We start from the raw sequence: 17,351 nt of genomic DNA, 5'->3' as shown, positions 1-17,351 counted from the left end.
TTCGACCCGGCGTCACACCACATTGTGCGGGTGCCGGTCAACGAGGCGAGGTGGTGAGACGGAGGCCGCCGCGGCCCGCGACACCGCAACCCGACCTCGTGCAGCAAGCCGTGGCAGCTGATCGATGCCGAGGTATCTGTGGGGCATTCGGATGCCATCCGGCCGACACGCCGGACCAGCCTGAGGTGTCGCAGGGCGAGCCGCGCCGCTTCCGGACGTGATGCTGCCGCTACACTCGGCCTGCACGTCCGACGCCGTCTCCCTCCGGGATCGCCTGTGCCGTATTCGTACGACGTCTTCGTGAGCTACCGGCGGGCGAATGCCTGGCCGCGCTTCGTCAGCGAGACGTTCCTGCCGATGTTCCGGCACTGGCTCGGAGCCGAGCTGGACGCGTCACCGCGGATCTTCTTCGACGCTGACGTCATCGAGACCGGCGATTCGTGGCCGCACAAGCTCGCCGAAGGGATCGCCGGCTCGAAGCTGCTGATGTGTCTGTGGTCGCGCGAATACTTCAGCAGCGAGTGGTGCCTTGCCGAGCTGGGCCACATGCTCGCGCGGCGGGAGGCGGTCGGCAACGGACGCGGAGCGCCGCCGCCACTGGTCGTGGCCGCGGTGATCCACGACGGCGACGACTTGCCCACGCAGCTGCGCGACATCCAGCGGTACGACATCCAGCAGTACGCGAACCCCTGGCTGGCTGCGGGAAGCCCGACAGCAGAGGAGTTGTCCAACCGGGTGCGAGTGCTGGCGGCTCACGTGGCGAACGCATTGCGACAGACCCCCGAACACGACGCCGGATGGAGCGGGCTCGCCACGGAACAGTTCATCGAGCTGCACCGCAGGCGGACCCTCCAGCGCACCGTTCCCAGCCTGGGCGGCGATCCGGCATGATCGCCACCTTCTACTCGTTCAAGGGCGGCACCGGCCGCACCATGGCACTGGCCAACATCGCCGTGCTGCTGGCGAAGGCCGGGCGCCGGGTCCTCGTCGTGGACTTCGACCTCGAGGCTCCGGGGGTCTGGCGGTACTTCGCGGACATCCACGCCGGTCTGGACTCACGCCCCGGCCTGCTCGACATGCTGCACGACCGCGTGCGTCGCCCACGCTCCGAGCCGCCGGACTGGCACGATTATGTCACCCGGATCCGGATCGGGGCGGAGTCGCTGACGCTCATGACCACCGGCCGCCAGGACACCGGCTACCCCGCCCGGGTGCTGGCCTTCGACTGGCCGGCGTTCTTCGACCTGCACGGCGGCGGACAGTACTTCGAGCAGCTGCGCGCCGACTGGCTCACCGAGTTCGACGTCGTGCTCGTGGACAGCCGGACCGGCATCACGGACATCGGCGGCGTCTGCCTGATCGCTCTGCCCGACCTGATCGTGCCGGTGTTCGTCGCCAACCGCCAGAACGTCGACGGCGTCGTGGACGTGCTGCGCCGAGCCCAGGCGGGCCGCCAGGCTCTGGCCTACGACCGACCGCCGGCGCTGGTCCTGCCGCTGCTGTCCCGCTTCGACAGCCGCACCGAGCTCGAGTTCGTCAACGAGTGGCTGAGCATCGCCGCTCAGCGCTTCGGCGAGTTCTACGCGGACTGGCTCCCCCGCCGCGTCGACGCAAGGGTGGTCCTGGAACGCACGAAACTGCCCTACGTCGCCTACTTCGGGTTCGGCGAGAAGCTCGCCGTCCTGCTCCAGGGTGTGACGGACCCCGACTCCCTCGGCTACGCCCTCGACACCGTGGCCCACCTCATCGACACCCGCCTCCAGGACCTCTCCAGGATCGCACCCGCGAAGCCGCCCGCCGTCGTCCCGACGGCGACGGCCCAGCTCGGGCCCTCGAACGATTCATGGATCGCGACGGTGCTCGCGAACGGCGAGGTGAGGGGGGCAGCGTTCGCGTTGGACCGCAACCGGCTCCTGACCCCCGGCTACATGGAACGGGACGGATCCAGGTTGCAGGTCCGGTTCGACAAGGCCGGGATCGGCGAGCCGATCGAGGTCGTTGAGGTTCGGCGACCCGAAGCCGCCGACCAGGTCGACGCCGTCGTACTGATCCTGGCAGAGCCGATTCCCGGATCGGTCCGGCTGCCGCGCCTGGGCTTCCCTGAGCCCGGCGACCTGGTCGGGCACCGTTGGTGGAGCTTCGGCATGCCGGAGCACGGCGATCGATTCGGCATGGCCGCGTACGGGACGATCGTGGCGACCTTGACCTCCGGTCTCGTGCAGGTGGACCCGAGCTCCAAGAGGGGCATCAATCACGCGTTCGGCGGTGCGCCGCTGTGGTCTCCCGAACACGACGCTGTGGTCGGCATCATCGTCGGCGCGAGGAAGGAGGGCGATGGCGTGGCACTCACGCTGCACCACGTCGATCGCCAACTGCCGAACGAACGGCTCCGGCGGCTGGCTGATCCGGCCCGGCAGACAGGCTTGGGACCGCACGAGACGCAGACGCTCGTCACGGCGCTCGCCGATCTCGTCCCCCACCCGGCCGCGGCCCACCACATCCTCGATGACATCGACTATCCACCGGGTCGCGTCCCCAGCTTCACCGCCTTTGCGACGCCGGAGCTGTTCTGGGCAGCGGTCGTCACCGAGCTTGAGAACGGCATCATCAGTGACGGAGTGCCGCGGCTGGTGCGGGCCGTGCTGCAGTCGTACCCCTTCAACAGCGCACTCCAGCGGATCAGGGAGGCGCTCGGCTGAGGAAACCGCGACGCTGCGATCCTTGCGGGGCCCGTCGGCGCCCGCGGGGGGCACCGCGAGCACGAGCAGCGCGACGTGCGCTTCGACCCGACGGACCGCACGGACCCGCACTGGGCCATCGACGCCACCGACCCGTCGACGCGTCGTGGTTCAGCCGGGGAACAGTAGGTTGCCGATGCCGTCGATGCCGCCGTCGGGGTAGTGGCCGGACACCTCGGGAGCGGCCTGCAGCGACAGGATCCGGTTCGGGTCGTCGGGCCGGGCGACGCGGATCTCGGATCCGTCGTCCGGCAGCACCCAGGCCTGCAGCTTCGCACCCGGTGTCAGTGCCGCGGCGTCGGCGGTGCGCAGACGGTACCCGATGAAGTCCAGGACATGCTCCTCGACACCTTCGAAACGCAGTTGCAGTCGCACGGTCCGGCGCTCGGAGTTGGTGTCGACGGGCGCGGCGTCGATCGCGACGATCTCGGCCGTCATGCGCGCACCTCGCCGCAGGATGCGACGATTCCGCCGGTACACGCCGATGCCCACCGCCGCGGCGGCGCCCACGGCCACGACCCCGAACACCGACGCCCACCCCACTCCGGCAGCGTCGCCAGTTCCATCCCCATGGACGGACAGTATTGCGTGCGGTCAACGAGGGGGCGTGGCGAGGCGCAGGGCCGCCGCGGCGACCGACTGGCCGAGCTGGTCCGCCGGGGGCAGTGCCGGCAGGTCGCGGCGCATGCCGATGACGCTCTCCACCATGCCGAAGACCAGGTCGCCGGTCACGTCCGCTGAGGGGGTGCCGGCGACGGCGGCGACGAGGCGGCGGTACGCGGACCTGAGCTGCTCGCGTTCGGCGCGGAACCGGGTGAACGGTTCGGTCGCGATCTCCGGAAGGGCGTACAGGATGCCGACGTTCCATCGTGCGCCGAGCAGGATCCCGACGTCGTACCGGACGAGCGCCTGCAGTGCTTCGGCGGGGTTCAGCGCCTGCTGGGCGAGTTGTTCGGCGTAGGTGAGCGACGGGCGGACGGTGGATTCGAGCAGTTCGGCGAGGATCTGTTCCTTGGTGCTGAAGTGGTAGTACAGCGACGCCTGCCGTACCCCGACCATCTCGGCGATCATGCGGGTCGAGGTGGCGGCGTACCCGCGTTCGGAGAAGAGCTCGGCCGCGGCGTCGAGGATCTCCTCGCGGGCGGTGCCGGCGGGCAGGCGCCGCGCTCCGGAGCGGGGACGGCCGACGGAAGGTGCGGAGCTCACGCCCGCATCGTCGCACGCGATCGGGGTCCGGGGCGATGTGAGCGGGACGTAACCGCGCCGAGACATCCGGCAATCGAACGTTTACGGCGGAGAAACGCCTGTCGATCTCACGGCGAGAAATCTGTCACCCGACAGGTATTCGGGCGGCGGGACCCCCAGACCCGCCGCCGCCTGCGTCGAGGAGGCGGTCTTGTCCACTACTCCAACCCTGGCGGCGCCGCCGGCGAGCGACCGGGCCGACGCCGCGGACCTGCGTGGTTTCGGCTACCGGCCCGAGCTGCGCCGCAGCATCGGCAGCTATGCGTCGTTCGCCGCCGGGTTCTCGTTCGTCTCGATCCTCACGACGGTCTTCCAGCTCTTCGCCTTCGGATTCTCGTTCGGCGGCCCGGCCTTCTTCTGGACCTGGCCGCTGGTCTTCGCCGGCCAGTTCATGGTGGCGCTCAACTTCGCCGAGCTCGCCGCCCGCTACCCGCTCTCCGGCTGCATCTACCAGTGGTCGCGGCGGCTGTCGAACGCCACGATCGGCTGGTTCGCCGGATGGGTCATGATCGTCGCGCAGATCGTCACGGTCGCCGCCGCCGCCATCGCCCTGCAGGTCGTGCTCCCGCAGATCTGGTCCGGCTTCCAGCTCGTCGGCGGCGATCCAGCGCTCACCTCGACCAGCGGCGCCACCAACGCCGTCGTCCTCGGCTCGATCCTGATCGCGTTGACGACGCTGGTGAACGTCATCGGCGTGCGGCTCATGGCGATCGTCAACAGCGCTGGCGTGACCCTGGAGATCATCGGCGTGGCGGCCGTCGTGATCCTGCTGCTGTTCAACATCGAGCGCGGACCGGGCGTCGTCTTCGACACCGGCGGGATGGGCAGCGGCCTGTCCTACGTCGGCCCGTTCCTGGTGTCGGCGCTGATGGCGGCGTACGTGGTGGTCGGGTTCGACAGTGCCGGCGAGCTCAGCGAGGAGACCCGCGACCCGCGGCACATCGCGCCACGCACGATCCTGCGGGCGCTCGCCGCCTCCGGCATCGGCGGTGGCCTGATGCTGCTGGTCGCGCTGATGGCCGCGCCGAGCCTGACCGACGGCCGGCTCGCCACCGAAGGCCTGCCGTACGTGCTGACGAGCCGCCTCGGTGAGACCGGCGGACGGATCCTGCTGATCGACGTGGCGATCGCGGTCGCGGTCTGCACCCTCGCGATCCAGACCGCCGGCAGCCGGATGATCTTCTCGATGGCGCGCGACGGCGTCCTGCCGTTCTCCGGCGCGCTCAGCAAGGTCAACCCGCGCACCGGTACCCCCGCGTGGCCGGCGATCGTCGTCGGGGTCGGCGCGGCCGCGGTCCTGCTCGTCAACATCGGCCAGGCCGCCCTGTTCACCGCCCTGACCAGCGTCTGCATCGTCATGCTGTACATCGCCTACGCCCTGGTGACGATCCCGCTGCTGATCCGGCGCAGCAAGGGCTGGCCGGCCAGCGAGGAGGCCGCCGCCACGGAGCGCGGCGGCAAGCTGTTCTCCCTCGGCAGGTTCGGCATCGTCGTCAACGCCCTGGCCGTCCTGTACGGCATCGGCATGATCCTGAACCTCGGCTGGCCCCGGCAGGAGGTGTACGACCCGGCCGGCGAGCACTGGTACCTGCACTACTTCCCGCTGCTGTTCGTCGGCGCCGCCCTGCTCGCCGGGGCCGCGGCATACCTGCGCCACCGCGCCCGGGTCACCGCCCTGCGCCCGACACCTGCGTTCGCCGCGCCCGTCACCACACCGATCACCGCGCCCATCGCCGCGGGAGAGACCGCATGAGCACGGCAACGACCAGCGGCGCGCGGGCGCACGCCCGCGCCCAGGGCGGCACCGTCGTGGAGTGCATGCCGACCGTACCGGCCGGTGCGGGCCTCAGCTGGGCCGAGACGGTCCCGGGTGGTGGCTACGCCAGCAAGCGGCTCGCCCGCGGCACCACACTGCAACTGACCGACCTGTACGGCGACGCCTGCGTGTCGGTGCTGCTGTTCAACGCCGACGAGCCGTGGGAGCGCCTCAACGTCGCCGACACCGTCAAGGTCCTGTGGCAGGCGTACATCGGCGAGGGCCACCTGCTGCTGTCCGACCAGGGGCGGGTCCTCGCCTCGGTGACGGCCGGCGCCCCGGACCGTTCGGACACGTTCTGCGGCACCTCGACGCTCGCGAGCAACACCGGCAGGTACGGCGGCGGCGCCCCGCACACCGGGACACCGGCCGGGCGGGAGCTGTTCGTCCTGGCCGCCGCCAAGCACGGGCTGACCCGCCGGGACCTGCCGCCGAGCATCTCGTTCTTCCAGGGGGTCCGCGTCGGTGACGACGGCACGTTCGCCTGGCTCGGGTCGGCCGGGCCCGGGGCGACGGTCGAGCTGCGTGCGGAGCTGCCGCTGGTCGTGCTGCTCGCCAACGTGCCGCACCCGCTCGACCCGCGGGAGGCGTACACCTGCACACCCGTCCGCGTGCAGGCCCGGCCCGGCGCACCCACCGCGCCGACGGACGCGTTGTGGTCGCGGTCGCCGGAGGGCGAACGCGCGCTGCTCAACACCGCGGACTACCTGACCGCCCGGGGGAACGCATGACCACCACCGCAGCACCGGCGCTGGTCGCCGGCCGGATCGTGCTCGACGAGACCGTCGCGGCCCGCGCGCCCTGGTCGGCGATCGTGCGCCGCGGCCAGGTCCTGACCATCGTGGACCTGCACGGCAACCAGGCCGTCGACTGCCTGCTCTACAACGCCGACGACTCCGCCGAACGCTATTCGGCGCCGGACACGATCGCCGCGCAGGGCGGCATCTTCCTGACCACCGGCAGCGTGCTGCGCTCCAACGAGGGCCGGGCGCTGATGACCGTCGTCGGCGACGAGGTCGGCCGGCACGACACCGTCGGCGGCGCCTGCAGCCGGGAGTCGAACACCCTGCGCTACGGGCAGCACACCAAGCACCAGCACGCCTGCGTCGAGAACTTCCTCATCGAAGGTGCCCGGTGGGGGCTCGGCAAACGGGACCTGGTCAGCAACATCAACTGGTACATGAACGTGCCGGTCGACCCGGACGGCAGCCTCGGCATCGTCGACGGCATCTCGGCCCCCGGCCTGCGGGTCGCGGTACGCGCCGAGATGGACGTGCTGGTGCTGGTGTCGAACTGTCCGCAGATCAACAACCCGTGCAACGGCTTCGACCCGACGCCGGTCCGCATGATCGTCACCGGGGAGTAGCGCGTGTTCGACACCCTGCTGGTCGCCAACCGCGGCGAGATCGCCTGCCGCATCATCCGCACCGCCGCCCGGCTCGGCCTCAAGACGGTCGCGGTCTTCTCCGACCCGGACCGCGGCGCCCCGCACGTACGGCTCGCCGACCAGGCCGTACGGATCGGCCCGGCCCCGGCCCGGCAGAGCTACCTGCTGGTCGACCGGGTCCTCGGCGCGGCGCTGTCCAGCGGCGCCGGCGCGGTGCACCCCGGCTACGGGTTCCTCTCCGAGGACGCGGCCTTCGCCACCGCCGTCGAAGCGGCCGGGCTCGCCTTCGTCGGGCCGACACCCGCCCAGCTCACCGCGTTCGGCGCCAAACACACTGCACGCGAACTGGCGCACGCCGCCGGCGTACCGATGATCGAGGGCACCGGCCTGCTCGCCGGACTCGACGACGCCCTCGCCGCCGCCGACCGGATCGGCTACCCGGTGATGGTCAAGGCGACCGGCGGCGGAGGCGGCATCGGCATGCAGGCGTGCCACACACCGGCCGAGCTCACCGCCGCCTACGACCGGGTGGAACGCCTCGCCCTGGCCAGCTTCGGCAGCGGCGGCGTCTTCCTGGAACGCTTCGTGCAGCGCGCCCGCCACGTCGAGGTGCAGGTCTTCGGCGACGGCCACGGCCGCGTCGTCGCGCTCGGCGACCGCGACTGCAGCCTGCAACGCCGCAACCAGAAGGTGATCGAGGAGGCGCCCGCGCCCGGACTGTCCGGCGCGGTCCGCGAGCGGCTGCACACCTCGGCGGCGGCGCTGTGCGCGTCGGTGAACTACCGGTCGGCGGGCACCGTCGAGTTCGTCTACGACGCCGAACGCGAACAGGCGTCCTTCCTCGAGGTCAACGCGCGCCTGCAGGTCGAGCACCCGGTCACCGAGGAGGTCCTCGGCGTCGACCTGGTCGAGTGGATGCTGCGCCTGGCCCAGGGCGACGACACCGTCCTGGACACGCCCCGCCGGGGCGGTGCCGGCGCCGCCGTCGAAGCCCGCGTCTACGCCGAGGACCCCACCCGGGACCATCAGCCCAGCGCCGGCCTCGTCACCGACGTCGCGTTCCCCGCGGGCGTACGGGTCGACGGCTGGGTCGAAGCCGGCACCGAGGTGAGCACCGCGTACGACCCGATGCTCGCCAAAGTCATCGTCACCGGGGCGACCCGCGACGAGGCGTTCGCCAACCTGCGCAGCGCCCTGGCCGCCACCCGCGTCGACGGCATCGAAACGAACCTCGGCCTGCTGCGGGCAGCGGCCGGCAACGGCGACGTGCTCGCCGCCCGGCACTGCACGGCGACCCTCGCCGGCGTGGACGACACGGAGCCGCGCATCGTCGTGGAACGGGCCGGCACCCTGACGGCCGTGCAGGACTGGCCCGGCCGCACCGGGCTGTGGGAGGTCGGCGTGCCACCGTCGGGGCCGATGGACGACCTGTCGTTCCGGCTCGGCAACACCGCACTCGGCAACCCCGAAGGCGCCCCCGGCCTGGAGTGCACCGTCGACGGGCCGGCGCTGCGGTTCACCGCCGACACCACGATCTGTGTCACCGGCGCCGCGATGCCCGTCAGCGTCGACGGCGTCCCGGTGCCGCAGTGGGAGCCGGTACGGGTGCCCGCCGGTTCGGTCCTCGACGTGGGCCGGGCGACCGAGGGCGGGCTGCGGACCTACGTGCTCTTCGCCGGCGGGCTCGCCGTCCCGCGGTACCTGGGCAGCGCGGCGACGTTCACGCTCGGGCAGTTCGGCGGGCACGGCGGCCGGACCCTGCGCCTCGGCGACGTCCTGCGCACCGCCCCGACTCCCTCACCGGCTTCGGCGGCCACTGCCGTACCGGCGGCGCAGCGACCACAGATCCGCCGCGACTGGCAGATCAGGGTGACCGAAGGGCCGCACGCCGCACCGGAGTTCTTCACCCGCGACGACATCGACGCGTTCTACGCCGCGCAGTGGCAGGTGCACTTCAACTCCGCGCGCACCGGCGTCCGGCTCGTCGGCCCGAAACCGCGGTGGGCACGCACCGACGGCGGCGAGGCGGGCCTGCACCCGTCGAACATCCATGACACCCCGTACTCCGTCGGCGCCGTCGACTTCACCGGCGACGTACCGATCCTGCTCGGCCCGGACGGCCCCAGTCTCGGCGGGTTCGTCTGCCCCGCCACCGTCATCACCGCCGAACGGTGGAAACTCGGCCAGCTCTCCCCCGGCGACACCGTGCGGTTCGTGCCCGTCTCCGACCTCGACTTCACACCGCTCGTGCAGCCCGTCGACGACGGCATCCTGGCCCGCGACGACGACGTCACCTACCGGCGATCCGGCGACGACAACCTGCTCATCGAGTACGGCCCGATGACCCTCGACCTCGGCCTGCGGCTACGCGCCCACGCCCTCATGGACCGGCTGCGCGCCGAAGGCCTCGACGGCGTCGTCGACCTCACCCCCGGCATCCGCTCGCTGCAGGTCCACGCCGACCCCGCCCGCCTGCCGGTACGCAAGCTCCTCGGCGTGATCCGCGCACTGCAGGCCGACCTGCCCGCCACCCGCGACCTGGCCGTGCCCAGCCGGACCGTGCACCTGCCGCTGTCCTGGGACGACCCCGCCACCCGTGAAGCCATCGCCCGCTACATCAACGGTGTCCGCGACGACGCCCCCTGGTGCCCGTGGAACATCGAGTTCATCCGCCGCGTCAACGGCCTCGCGTCCGTCGACGACGTCCACCGCACCGTCTACGACGCCAGCTACCTCGTCCTCGGCCTCGGCGACGTCTACCTCGGCGCACCCGTCGCGACCCCGCTCGACCCGCGGCACCGGCTCGTCACCACGAAGTACAACCCGGCCCGCACCTGGACCCCGGAGAACGCCGTCGGCATCGGCGGCGCCTACCTGTGCATCTACGGCATGGAAGGCCCCGGCGGCTACCAGTTCGTCGGCCGCACCGTGCAGGTCTGGTCCCGCTGGCGGCGAGAAGCCGGCGACCCGTGGCTGCTGCGCCACTTCGACCGCATCCAGTGGTACCCGGTCGGCGCGGAGGAACTGCTCGACCTGCGCGCCGACGTCGCCGCCGGCCGGCACCGGCTGCGCATCGACGACGGCACCTTCCGTCTCGCCGACCACGAGGCTTTCCTCGCCGACAACGCCGCCTCGATCGCCGCCTTCCGGGCGGCGCAGGCCGCCGCGTTCAGCGCCGAACGCGACGCGTGGGCGGCGGCCGGCGAGTTCGACCCTCGCCCCGAACCTCCGGCGCCGCCCGCCGCCGGCGCAGTCTCCGTGCCGGAGGGCGGCGCGCTGGTCGAGGCGCCGTTCGTCGCCAGCGTGTGGCGCGTCGACGTGCGCCCCGGCGACCGGGTCACCGCCGGGCAGCCGCTGCTCGCCCTGGAAGCGATGAAACTGGAGAGCGTCGTCACCGCACCACGGGACGGCACGGTCACCGACATCCTCGTCACCCCCGGAGCCCAGGTCGCTCCGGGCAGCCCTCTGGTGGTGCTCGCATGACACCGACCGACCGCGTCCGCGCCGCCTACGCGCGCCTCGCCCTCGGCGAACGCCCCGAAGCCTGGATCACGCTGCGCCCCGAACGCGACGTGCTCGCCGACGCCGCCACCGTGGAAGCCCGCCTCGCCGCCGGCGAACACCTGCCGCTGGCCGGGCGCCTCGTCGCCGTCAAGGACAACATCGACGTCGCGGGCCTGCCCACCACAGCGGGCTGCCCCGCCTACGCCTACCAACCCGACCACAGCGCCCCGGCCGTGCAACGCCTCGCCGACGCCGGCGCGCTGATCCTCGGCAAGACCAACCTCGACCAGTTCGCCACCGGCCTCGTCGGCACCCGCAGCCCGTACGGCGCGGTCCGCGACGTTCGCGACCCCGCCCGAGTCGCCGGCGGATCCAGCTCCGGCTCCGCCGTCGCCGTCGCGCTCGGCATCGCCGACCTGGCCGTCGGCACCGACACCGCCGGCTCCGGCCGCGTACCCGCCGCGTTCCAGGGCATCGTCGGCGTCAAGCCGACACCGGGACTCGTCCCCACCGCCGGGGTCGTGCCGGCCTGCCGCAGTTTCGACTGCGTCACCGTCTTCGCCCGTACCGTCGCCGAAGCAACACACGCCGTCGCCATCATGAGCGACGCGGCGTTCCCGGCGGACGCACCGCTCGCGGCGCCGCCGCACCCGATCGTCGCCGTGCCGGACCGCGACGACCTGACCGGCATGTCACCGGCGTGGCTCGACGCGTTCGAACATGCCATGAAGTCCTTGGAGGCCCACGGCGCCCGGCTGCGGCCGATCCGGCTGGCGCCGTTCCTCGCCGCGGCGAAGCTGCTCTACGACGGCGGGTTCGTCGCCGAACGGTACGCCGCCGTCGGCGCCTTCATCGACGCGCACCCCGACGACATCGACCCGACCGTCCGGGCCATCATCAGCGCCGCCCGCGACATCCCCGCCCACGTTCTCGTCGCCGACACCGAACGGCTCGCGCACCTGCGCCGCGAAGCCATGACCGCCTGGGGCGACGCGGACGCGCTCCTGCTGCCGACCACCCCAATCCACCCGACGATCGCCGAGGTCACCGCCGACCCGATCGGGGTCAACGCCACCGTCGGCACCTACACCAACTTCTGCAACCTGTTCGGCCTCAGCGCCGTCGCCGTCCCAGCCGGCGAGGCCGGCGGCACCAACTTCGGCGTCCAGGTCATCGCCCGCGGCTTCGCCGACGCGGTCGCCGCCGACATCGCCGCCCTGCTGGCCGGCGAAACCCCGACGGGCCCGCACCACCGGGGACTGCCGGTGATGGTGGTCGGCGCGCACCTGACCGGACAGCCGCTCAACCACCAGCTCACCGAGGCGGGTGGCCGCCTGCTCCGCCAGGTCCGCACCGCACCGCAGTATCGGCTGCACGCCCTGCCCACCGAACCACCGAAACCGGGGCTGGTCCGCGTCGCCGACGGTGGCGCCGCCATCGACGGCGAACTGTGGGAACTGCCGCACGCCGCGGTCGGCCCGTTCCTGGCCGCGCTCCCCTCCCCCATGGCGCTGGGAAAGGTACACCTCGACGACGGCTCGACCGTCACCGGCTTCCTGTGCGAAGCCGTCGCCGTCGAAGACGCCCCCGACATCACCGGCCACGGCGGCTGGCGCGCCTACCTGGCTTCCGAGCCTGGGAGCCAGAGTGCTCGCTGACCTGCTGACGGCGGCCGAGAATCAGGACGATGGGCAGGCTGCGTGGACGGCGGCGAGGATCTGGCCGGTGACCGGGGCCGGGTGGGACACAAGCGTGAGGTGGGAGCCGCCCGGCACCTGCAGGATCTTCGCGTTGGCGCGGCGGGCCATCGCCTGCTGCGACTCCGGGGTGATGATCTTGTCCGCGGTACCGATGACGTACCAGGACGGGATCGCCTGCCAGGCCGCGGCCTTCGACGGGGTCGTGAACGCACGCATCGTGGCCGGTCGCTGCCCGGCCCACAGGGTCATCGCGACCGGCTTGGGCAGGTCCTGGCCGAAGGACTGCAGGAACACCGGCTGCTTCAGATACAGCTCGGCGTCGCCGGACGGTGCGCCCGCGTAGGGAACCTGGTCGTACAGGGTGCCGGGCTGGGCGCCGAGGGCGGAGGTCGCGCCGCTGAGCTGCGCGGTCGTCTCGCCGATCGCGGGTGCGGCGGCGTCGACGTAGACCAGCTGCCGCACCGCCGGGTTGCCCGCCGCGGCGTTGGTGATGACGGAGCCGCCGTAGGAGTGCCCGACGAGGACGATCGGCCCGTCGATCGTCTTCAGGAACGCGGCCAGGTCCGCGGCGTCGCCGGTGAGGCCGCGCAGCGGGTTGGCGAAGGCGCGCACCACGTACCCCTCGCGCAGCAGCCGATCGGTCACGCCGTTCCAGCTGGAGGTGCCCGCCCACGCGCCGTGGACCAGCACGACCGTCGGCTTCCCGGCGCAGGCCGCCGCGGTGGGTGCCGCGACCGCGGCGCGCGGTGGTGGCGGGCCGTCCGCGCCGATGACGCCGGCGCTGGCCACGGCCAGGACCGTGGCGAGCGCGGCGAGTGCCGGGGTGCTGCGCAACGTCTTCATCTCGTGCCTCCCGCTTCAGGCGGCGATCCCCGCGCGGTGCGGCCGGTGCGCGACGGCGGGGACGCCGAGGTCGCCGATCGCAAGGTCGGTGGTGGTGTGCGGGCGTACCGCGGCGGCGAGCGTGGTCAGGACGTGGCCTCCGCGATCGTCGGCGTGTCCTCGGTGTTCGGACCGGTGTACAGGTTGCCGTGCCGGTCGGCCGCGGACGCGTACAGCAGCGCCACGTCCGGCCGCAGGTCCACCAGCATCCGCGCGTACAGCTCGACGTGGGTGTGGATCGCGCCGACCGCCACCGTGCCATCGGCGACCAGGTGCGCCATCCGGACGCTCTGCGGGCCCGCGTACGCCAGATCCAGCCGCGACGCGATGCCCCGCTCGAACAGGTCGAGGTGCTCCGCACGGGACACCGACCCGATCAGCATGTGCCGGCCGGGGTCGCCGCCGGCCAAGATCCTGGACAGGAAGTCCGCCTGCTTCTGGTTGTCACCCTCGAGGGCGACCGTGTCACCCGGTGGATGACGGCCTCCAGCACCTGCCGCAGCTCGGCCGGGCGGATCAGCTTGCCGTCTGCATGCCGCTGCTTGGCGGTCCGCCGGCTGTCCCACACACGCTTCCGCGTCACGGTCTCGTTCATCGGCCTACCACCCATCAGGGGGTTCCGGTGCGTCGGTCCCCACCGTACTGCGCGAATCCCGTTACGCCACAACGGCTTCGGCAGGTTTGACCGCCCACTGCACGGGAACACGCGGCCCGGCCGAGAGCAGTGCCGTCCGCCGCGGTCGGACCGATGGTGCCGGGAAACCCTCGCCTCTGGCCGAGTTCCGCGACGAGCAGCGACACATCATGCTCGTCATCGAAGAGGCGTGCTGACGACGGTCCCGCCCTTGACGCCCGGGCGAAGCGAATTTCGAAACCTTTGACACCAATGCGAAGGCGGCCCAATACTGGCGCCATCGACACCCGTCAAAGCCGGACGCCGACCGGTTCGTCGCACGCCGCCCTGAGGAGGAACGCGCGCATCATGAACACGCGTAGCCGTCTGCTCGCCACCGCTGTCGCCGTAACGGCGGCCGCGGCTCTCACCACCTTCGTCGCCTGGGCCGCCACCCCGGCGAACGCCGCGACCTGTAACGGGTACGTCGGGCTCACGTTCGACGACGGTCCGGGCACCAACACCGGCAACCTGCTCAACGCCCTGCGCCAGAACGGGCTGCGGGCCACGATGTTCAACGAGGGCCAGTACGCCGCCCAGTATCCGGCCCAGGTCCGCGCGCAGGTCGACGCCGGCATGTGGGTCGGCAACCACAGCTACACCCACCCGCACCTGACCCAGCAGAGCCAGGCACAGATCGACTCGGAGGTCTCCCGCACCCAGCAGGCAATCGCCAACGCCGGCGGCGGCACACCGAAGCTCTTCCGGCCGCCGTACGGCGAGACCAACTCGACCCTGCAGTCGGTCCTGTCGCGCTACGGCCTGACCCAGATCATCTGGGACGTCGACTCGCAGGACTGGAACAACGCCAGCGTCGACGCGATCGTCCAGGCCGCCGGGCGGCTCACCAACGGCCAGATCATCCTCATGCACGACTGGCCGGCCAACACCGTCGCCGCCATCCCGCGCATCGCCCAGGGCCTGGCGTCGCGCAACCTCTGCGCCGGCATGATCTCCCCGCAGACCGGCCGGGCGGTCGCCCCCGACGGCGGGACCAACCCGACCACCCCGCCGCCGACCACCCCGGGCGGTGGCACCTCGCAGCCGCCGAACTCTCCCCCGCCGGCGGGTGGCGCCTGCTCCGCGACGTACACGGTCACCAACTCGTGGCAGGGTGGATTCCAGGGCTCGGTCACGGTACGCGCCGGGACCGCCGCCATCTCGCGGTGGACGGTCAAGTGGACGTTCGCCAACGGCCAGACGATCACGCAACTGTGGAACGGCACGCTGAGCACGTCCGGCTCGGCCGTCACCGTGACGAACGTGTCGTACAACGGCGCCGTCCCGGCCAACGGCACGACCTCGTTCGGGTTCACGGGCACCTGGAACGGCACCAACGCCGTACCCGCCCTGACCTGCACTGCATAACGCGACCGCCGACATCCGCGACGACTGCCGGGCGGGCGCCCACCTCGAGGCGCCCGCCCTCCGGGCAGTAACGCCGCCGCGCCGAGGAAACCCTCCTCGAATGGTCAGGCGAACCGGCGGCAGTGCGGCGTCGGGATGCGCCGAACTGCCGTGGGCAGTGCTCGTCGCTGGTCGCCGGTCAGGATGGCGTGGTGGTGTCGCTGCGCAACTGGACCAGCAGCTCGTCCCGGTCGGTGAGCAGCTCGCCGAGCAGTCGCCGGCCGACCGCGAGCAGGTCGGCCACGTGGGTCGTGCTCAGCCGGTACATCACCAGCGACCCGTCGCGGTAGGACGTGACGATCCCGGCACGGCGCAGCACGGCGAGCTGCTGTGACAGGTTTGACGCCTCGACGTCGATCTCCGCGAGGAGGTCACGGACCGGCCGCGGCCCGTTCTGCAGCAACTCCAGCACCCGGATCCGTGCCGGGTGGCCCAATGTGCGGAACAGCTCGGCCTTCGCCTGATGCAGCGGAACCGGCACCCCCGCCTCCTCGCCTGACCGTGGCCGGCCCTGACCGGCGCCGGCTGTCGCGGGCCAACCGGTTGACGACTTGCGCAGTTGAAGAAGTCTTCACACGGCCCTCGAACACATAGATCGTCTCGCCTTCGGCGCGACCGGAATCGCACACCGTGTGCGACGCGGCGTTGGCCGGGAACCCGATCCTGAACCCGGCCGGTCATCGACATGCGATCGGCGCTCGGTCCGCACGCTCGACCGCGTCAGTGGTTGTGCTGCTCCCGGCGCTCGTTCACCGCTGCGCCGATGGAGGTGACCGTCTGCGTACCGCCGCAGCCCCGGATCGAGAGGACACGTCATGCCGGACCTGGACGTCGCGCTCAAGGAAGCGATGCAGATCGAAGGCGCCGTCGGCGCGGCGCTCGTGGACTACACCAGCGGCATGGCCCTGGGCACCGCCGGAGGTGGTCGCGACCTCGACCTGACGATCGCCGCGGCCGGCAACAGCGACGTCGTCCGCGCGAAACTGCGCGCCATCGAGATGCTCGGCATCACCGAGCAGATCGAGGACATCCTGATCACCCTCGGCGGCCAATACCACCTGCTGCGACCGCTGACCAGCCGCAACGGCAAAGGCACGTTCTTCTACCTGGTGCTGCTCAAGCACCGCGCCAACCTCGCCATGGCCCGGCACCGGCTCCGCATGATCGAAACCGAGACCGATCTATAGTTGGGTGATCTTTGACCCGGTCGCCGCCGGCGGTCGAGGGGCTTCGCCGGCCCGGACGAAGCCTGCCTCGGCGACCGCGTCCAGCGTTGCTGCCCACGCTCGGCGAGCTTCCCGGCGTCCCGGCCGCCGATCCGTACACGAAACGACCGATTTTCGACAGCCCCGCCGTGATACCCGGACCACAATGTGATCATGATGAGGTTCATGTCGCCTGGCAGATGGCCGCACGCCGCGCTGCTGGTTGCCGCCACGTCGCTGGTCTGGCTGATCGCCGGGTTCGCGGGCGCGCTGGGCGGGTCGCTGTGGTGGGTGGTGGCGGCGGTACCGAGCGCGGCACTGCTGGTCGTGCCGTTCCTGCTGTTCCGGCTCAGCGCCGAGCGGATCTGGCCGACCTGGGTGGCGCTCGGCTTCGTGTTCGTGCTGCTGCTGACCGCGTTTGCCGGCCCTGCTGACTGGTACCTGCGTGCCGCCGGCACCCGCACCACCGCGACGGTCCGCGACGTGTCCTGCATGGAGAGCCGCGACGGCCGATGCCTGTACAACTACACGCTGCACGACGCAGCCGGCGAGCCGCTGCCGGGCGAGTTCCGCGACACGGTCGAGTACGAGTCCGGAGCCGCGGTCGACGTGGTCGTCGATCCGCGCGGACTGCTCGGGCCCCGCCTCGCCGCCGACCTCGACAGCCGGGTCTTCGACGTCATCACGCTGATCGGATTCGCCGGCCTGGCCGCAACCATCGCCGCCGCGACCGCTCTCGGGCGCCGGGCCACCGCGAAGCACCCCGCCGCGAAGTGAACCTGTGCCCGCCCTCG

General features: G+C 71.8%; 15 protein-coding genes and 1 pseudogene. 11 read left to right on the top strand and 5 right to left on the bottom strand.

Annotation, left to right across the window (positions count from 1 at the left end; translation table 11 throughout):
• The first annotated feature begins 300 nt into the window (after positions 1-300).
• Positions 301-891: a toll/interleukin-1 receptor domain-containing protein gene (locus ACFY3L_RS01085; protein WP_389317139.1), complete on the top strand. Its 591-nt coding sequence runs from the start codon at positions 301-303 to the stop codon at positions 889-891.
• Positions 888-2,699: a KGGVGR-motif variant AAA ATPase gene (locus tag ACFY3L_RS01080; RefSeq protein WP_389317136.1), complete on the top strand. Its 1,812-nt coding sequence runs from the start codon at positions 888-890 to the stop codon at positions 2,697-2,699. The genes ACFY3L_RS01085 and ACFY3L_RS01080 overlap by 4 nt, the downstream gene beginning before the upstream one ends.
• A 150-nt stretch (positions 2,700-2,849) precedes the next feature.
• Here the strand turns inward: ACFY3L_RS01080 and ACFY3L_RS01075 are convergent, their stop codons facing one another.
• Positions 2,850-3,266, bottom strand: a complete 417-nt coding sequence (locus tag ACFY3L_RS01075; protein WP_389317133.1) for a DUF3592 domain-containing protein — start codon at positions 3,264-3,266, stop codon at positions 2,850-2,852.
• A gap of 66 nt (positions 3,267-3,332) precedes the next feature.
• A complete protein-coding gene (locus tag ACFY3L_RS01070) occupies positions 3,333-3,944 on the bottom strand; it encodes a TetR/AcrR family transcriptional regulator (protein WP_389317130.1) in 612 nt (203 codons plus the stop codon).
• Between the two features lie 190 nt (positions 3,945-4,134).
• On the opposite strand from ACFY3L_RS01070, the gene ACFY3L_RS01065 reads away from it, so the two are divergent.
• The 6 genes and pseudogenes from ACFY3L_RS01065 to atzF all read left to right on the top strand — a co-directional run bounded on the left by ACFY3L_RS01065 (position 4,135) and on the right by atzF (position 12,348).
• Positions 4,135-5,736: an amino acid permease gene (locus ACFY3L_RS01065; RefSeq protein WP_389317128.1), complete on the top strand. Its 1,602-nt coding sequence runs from the start codon at positions 4,135-4,137 to the stop codon at positions 5,734-5,736.
• Positions 5,733-6,530: an urea amidolyase associated protein UAAP1 gene (locus tag ACFY3L_RS01060; RefSeq protein ID WP_389317125.1), complete on the top strand. Its 798-nt coding sequence runs from the start codon at positions 5,733-5,735 to the stop codon at positions 6,528-6,530. The genes ACFY3L_RS01065 and ACFY3L_RS01060 overlap by 4 nt, the downstream gene beginning before the upstream one ends.
• The gene (locus ACFY3L_RS01055; RefSeq protein ID WP_389317122.1) at positions 6,527-7,165 is read left to right on the top strand and encodes an urea amidolyase associated protein UAAP2; all 639 of its coding nucleotides are present in this window, start codon (positions 6,527-6,529) and stop codon (positions 7,163-7,165) included. The genes ACFY3L_RS01060 and ACFY3L_RS01055 overlap by 4 nt, the downstream gene beginning before the upstream one ends.
• Positions 7,166-7,168: 3 nt before the next feature.
• Positions 7,169-8,488, top strand: a pseudogene (locus tag ACFY3L_RS01050) (biotin carboxylase N-terminal domain-containing protein); the annotation flags it as partial.
• 3 nt (positions 8,489-8,491) lie between these two features.
• Positions 8,492-10,669: a 5-oxoprolinase/urea amidolyase family protein gene (locus tag ACFY3L_RS01045; protein ID WP_389319119.1), complete on the top strand. Its 2,178-nt coding sequence runs from the start codon at positions 8,492-8,494 to the stop codon at positions 10,667-10,669.
• Positions 10,666-12,348 carry an allophanate hydrolase gene (gene atzF / locus ACFY3L_RS01040; RefSeq protein WP_389317119.1) on the top strand — a complete coding sequence of 561 codons (1,683 nt, stop codon included), beginning with the start codon at positions 10,666-10,668 and terminating at the stop codon, positions 12,346-12,348. The genes ACFY3L_RS01045 and atzF overlap by 4 nt, the downstream gene beginning before the upstream one ends.
• 21 nt (positions 12,349-12,369) lie before the next feature.
• Here the strand turns inward: atzF and ACFY3L_RS01035 are convergent, their stop codons facing one another.
• Together ACFY3L_RS01035 and ACFY3L_RS01030 are read right to left on the bottom strand one after the other, a co-directional pair.
• Entirely contained in the window at positions 12,370-13,233 is an 864-nt protein-coding gene (locus ACFY3L_RS01035) for an alpha/beta fold hydrolase (RefSeq protein WP_389317116.1), read from the bottom strand.
• Positions 13,234-13,358: 125 nt separating this feature from the next.
• Entirely contained in the window at positions 13,359-13,838 is a 480-nt protein-coding gene (locus ACFY3L_RS01030) for a malonate decarboxylase subunit alpha (RefSeq protein ID WP_389317113.1), read from the bottom strand.
• A 416-nt stretch (positions 13,839-14,254) separates the two neighbouring features.
• Between ACFY3L_RS01030 and ACFY3L_RS01025 the strand changes: the two genes are divergently transcribed.
• Complete coding sequence (locus ACFY3L_RS01025) at positions 14,255-15,313, top strand: polysaccharide deacetylase family protein (RefSeq protein ID WP_389317111.1); 1,059 nt, start codon at positions 14,255-14,257, stop codon at positions 15,311-15,313.
• Between the two features lie 178 nt (positions 15,314-15,491).
• On the opposite strand, the gene ACFY3L_RS01020 is transcribed toward ACFY3L_RS01025, so the two are convergent.
• The gene (locus ACFY3L_RS01020) at positions 15,492-15,833 is read right to left on the bottom strand and encodes an ArsR/SmtB family transcription factor (protein WP_389317108.1); all 342 of its coding nucleotides are present in this window, start codon (positions 15,831-15,833) and stop codon (positions 15,492-15,494) included.
• A 334-nt stretch (positions 15,834-16,167) separates the two neighbouring features.
• On the opposite strand from ACFY3L_RS01020, the gene ACFY3L_RS01015 reads away from it, so the two are divergent.
• Both ACFY3L_RS01015 and ACFY3L_RS01010 read left to right on the top strand, forming a co-directional pair.
• Positions 16,168-16,539, top strand: coding sequence for a hypothetical protein (locus ACFY3L_RS01015; protein ID WP_389317105.1), 372 nt, complete (start codon positions 16,168-16,170; stop codon positions 16,537-16,539).
• Positions 16,540-16,743: 204 nt separating this feature from the next.
• The gene (locus tag ACFY3L_RS01010) at positions 16,744-17,334 is read left to right on the top strand and encodes a hypothetical protein (protein WP_389317102.1); all 591 of its coding nucleotides are present in this window, start codon (positions 16,744-16,746) and stop codon (positions 17,332-17,334) included.
• Positions 17,335-17,351: the final 17 nt, after the last annotated feature.

Origin of the sequence: Dactylosporangium sp. NPDC000521 (genome assembly GCF_042898305.1) — a bacterium.
GTDB lineage: Bacteria > Actinomycetota > Actinomycetes > Mycobacteriales > Micromonosporaceae > Dactylosporangium.
This window is presented reverse-complemented; position numbering and strand designations above follow the sequence as displayed.

Bases quoted from the DNA above. Each gene is read 5' to 3' on its own strand.
- ACFY3L_RS01080 (WP_389317136.1), top strand. From the start codon at position 888: ATGATCGCCACCTTCTACTCGTTCAAGGGCGGCACCGGCCGCACCATG.
- ACFY3L_RS01060 (WP_389317125.1), top strand. From the start codon at position 5,733: ATGAGCACGGCAACGACCAGCGGCGCGCGGGCGCACGCCCGCGCCCAG.
- ACFY3L_RS01055 (WP_389317122.1), top strand. From the start codon at position 6,527: ATGACCACCACCGCAGCACCGGCGCTGGTCGCCGGCCGGATCGTGCTC.
- atzF (WP_389317119.1), top strand. From the start codon at position 10,666: ATGACACCGACCGACCGCGTCCGCGCCGCCTACGCGCGCCTCGCCCTC.
- ACFY3L_RS01035 (WP_389317116.1), bottom strand. From the start codon at position 13,233: ATGAAGACGTTGCGCAGCACCCCGGCACTCGCCGCGCTCGCCACGGTC.
- ACFY3L_RS01025 (WP_389317111.1), top strand. From the start codon at position 14,255: ATGAACACGCGTAGCCGTCTGCTCGCCACCGCTGTCGCCGTAACGGCG.
- ACFY3L_RS01015 (WP_389317105.1), top strand. From the start codon at position 16,168: ATGCCGGACCTGGACGTCGCGCTCAAGGAAGCGATGCAGATCGAAGGC.
- ACFY3L_RS01010 (WP_389317102.1), top strand. From the start codon at position 16,744: ATGTCGCCTGGCAGATGGCCGCACGCCGCGCTGCTGGTTGCCGCCACG.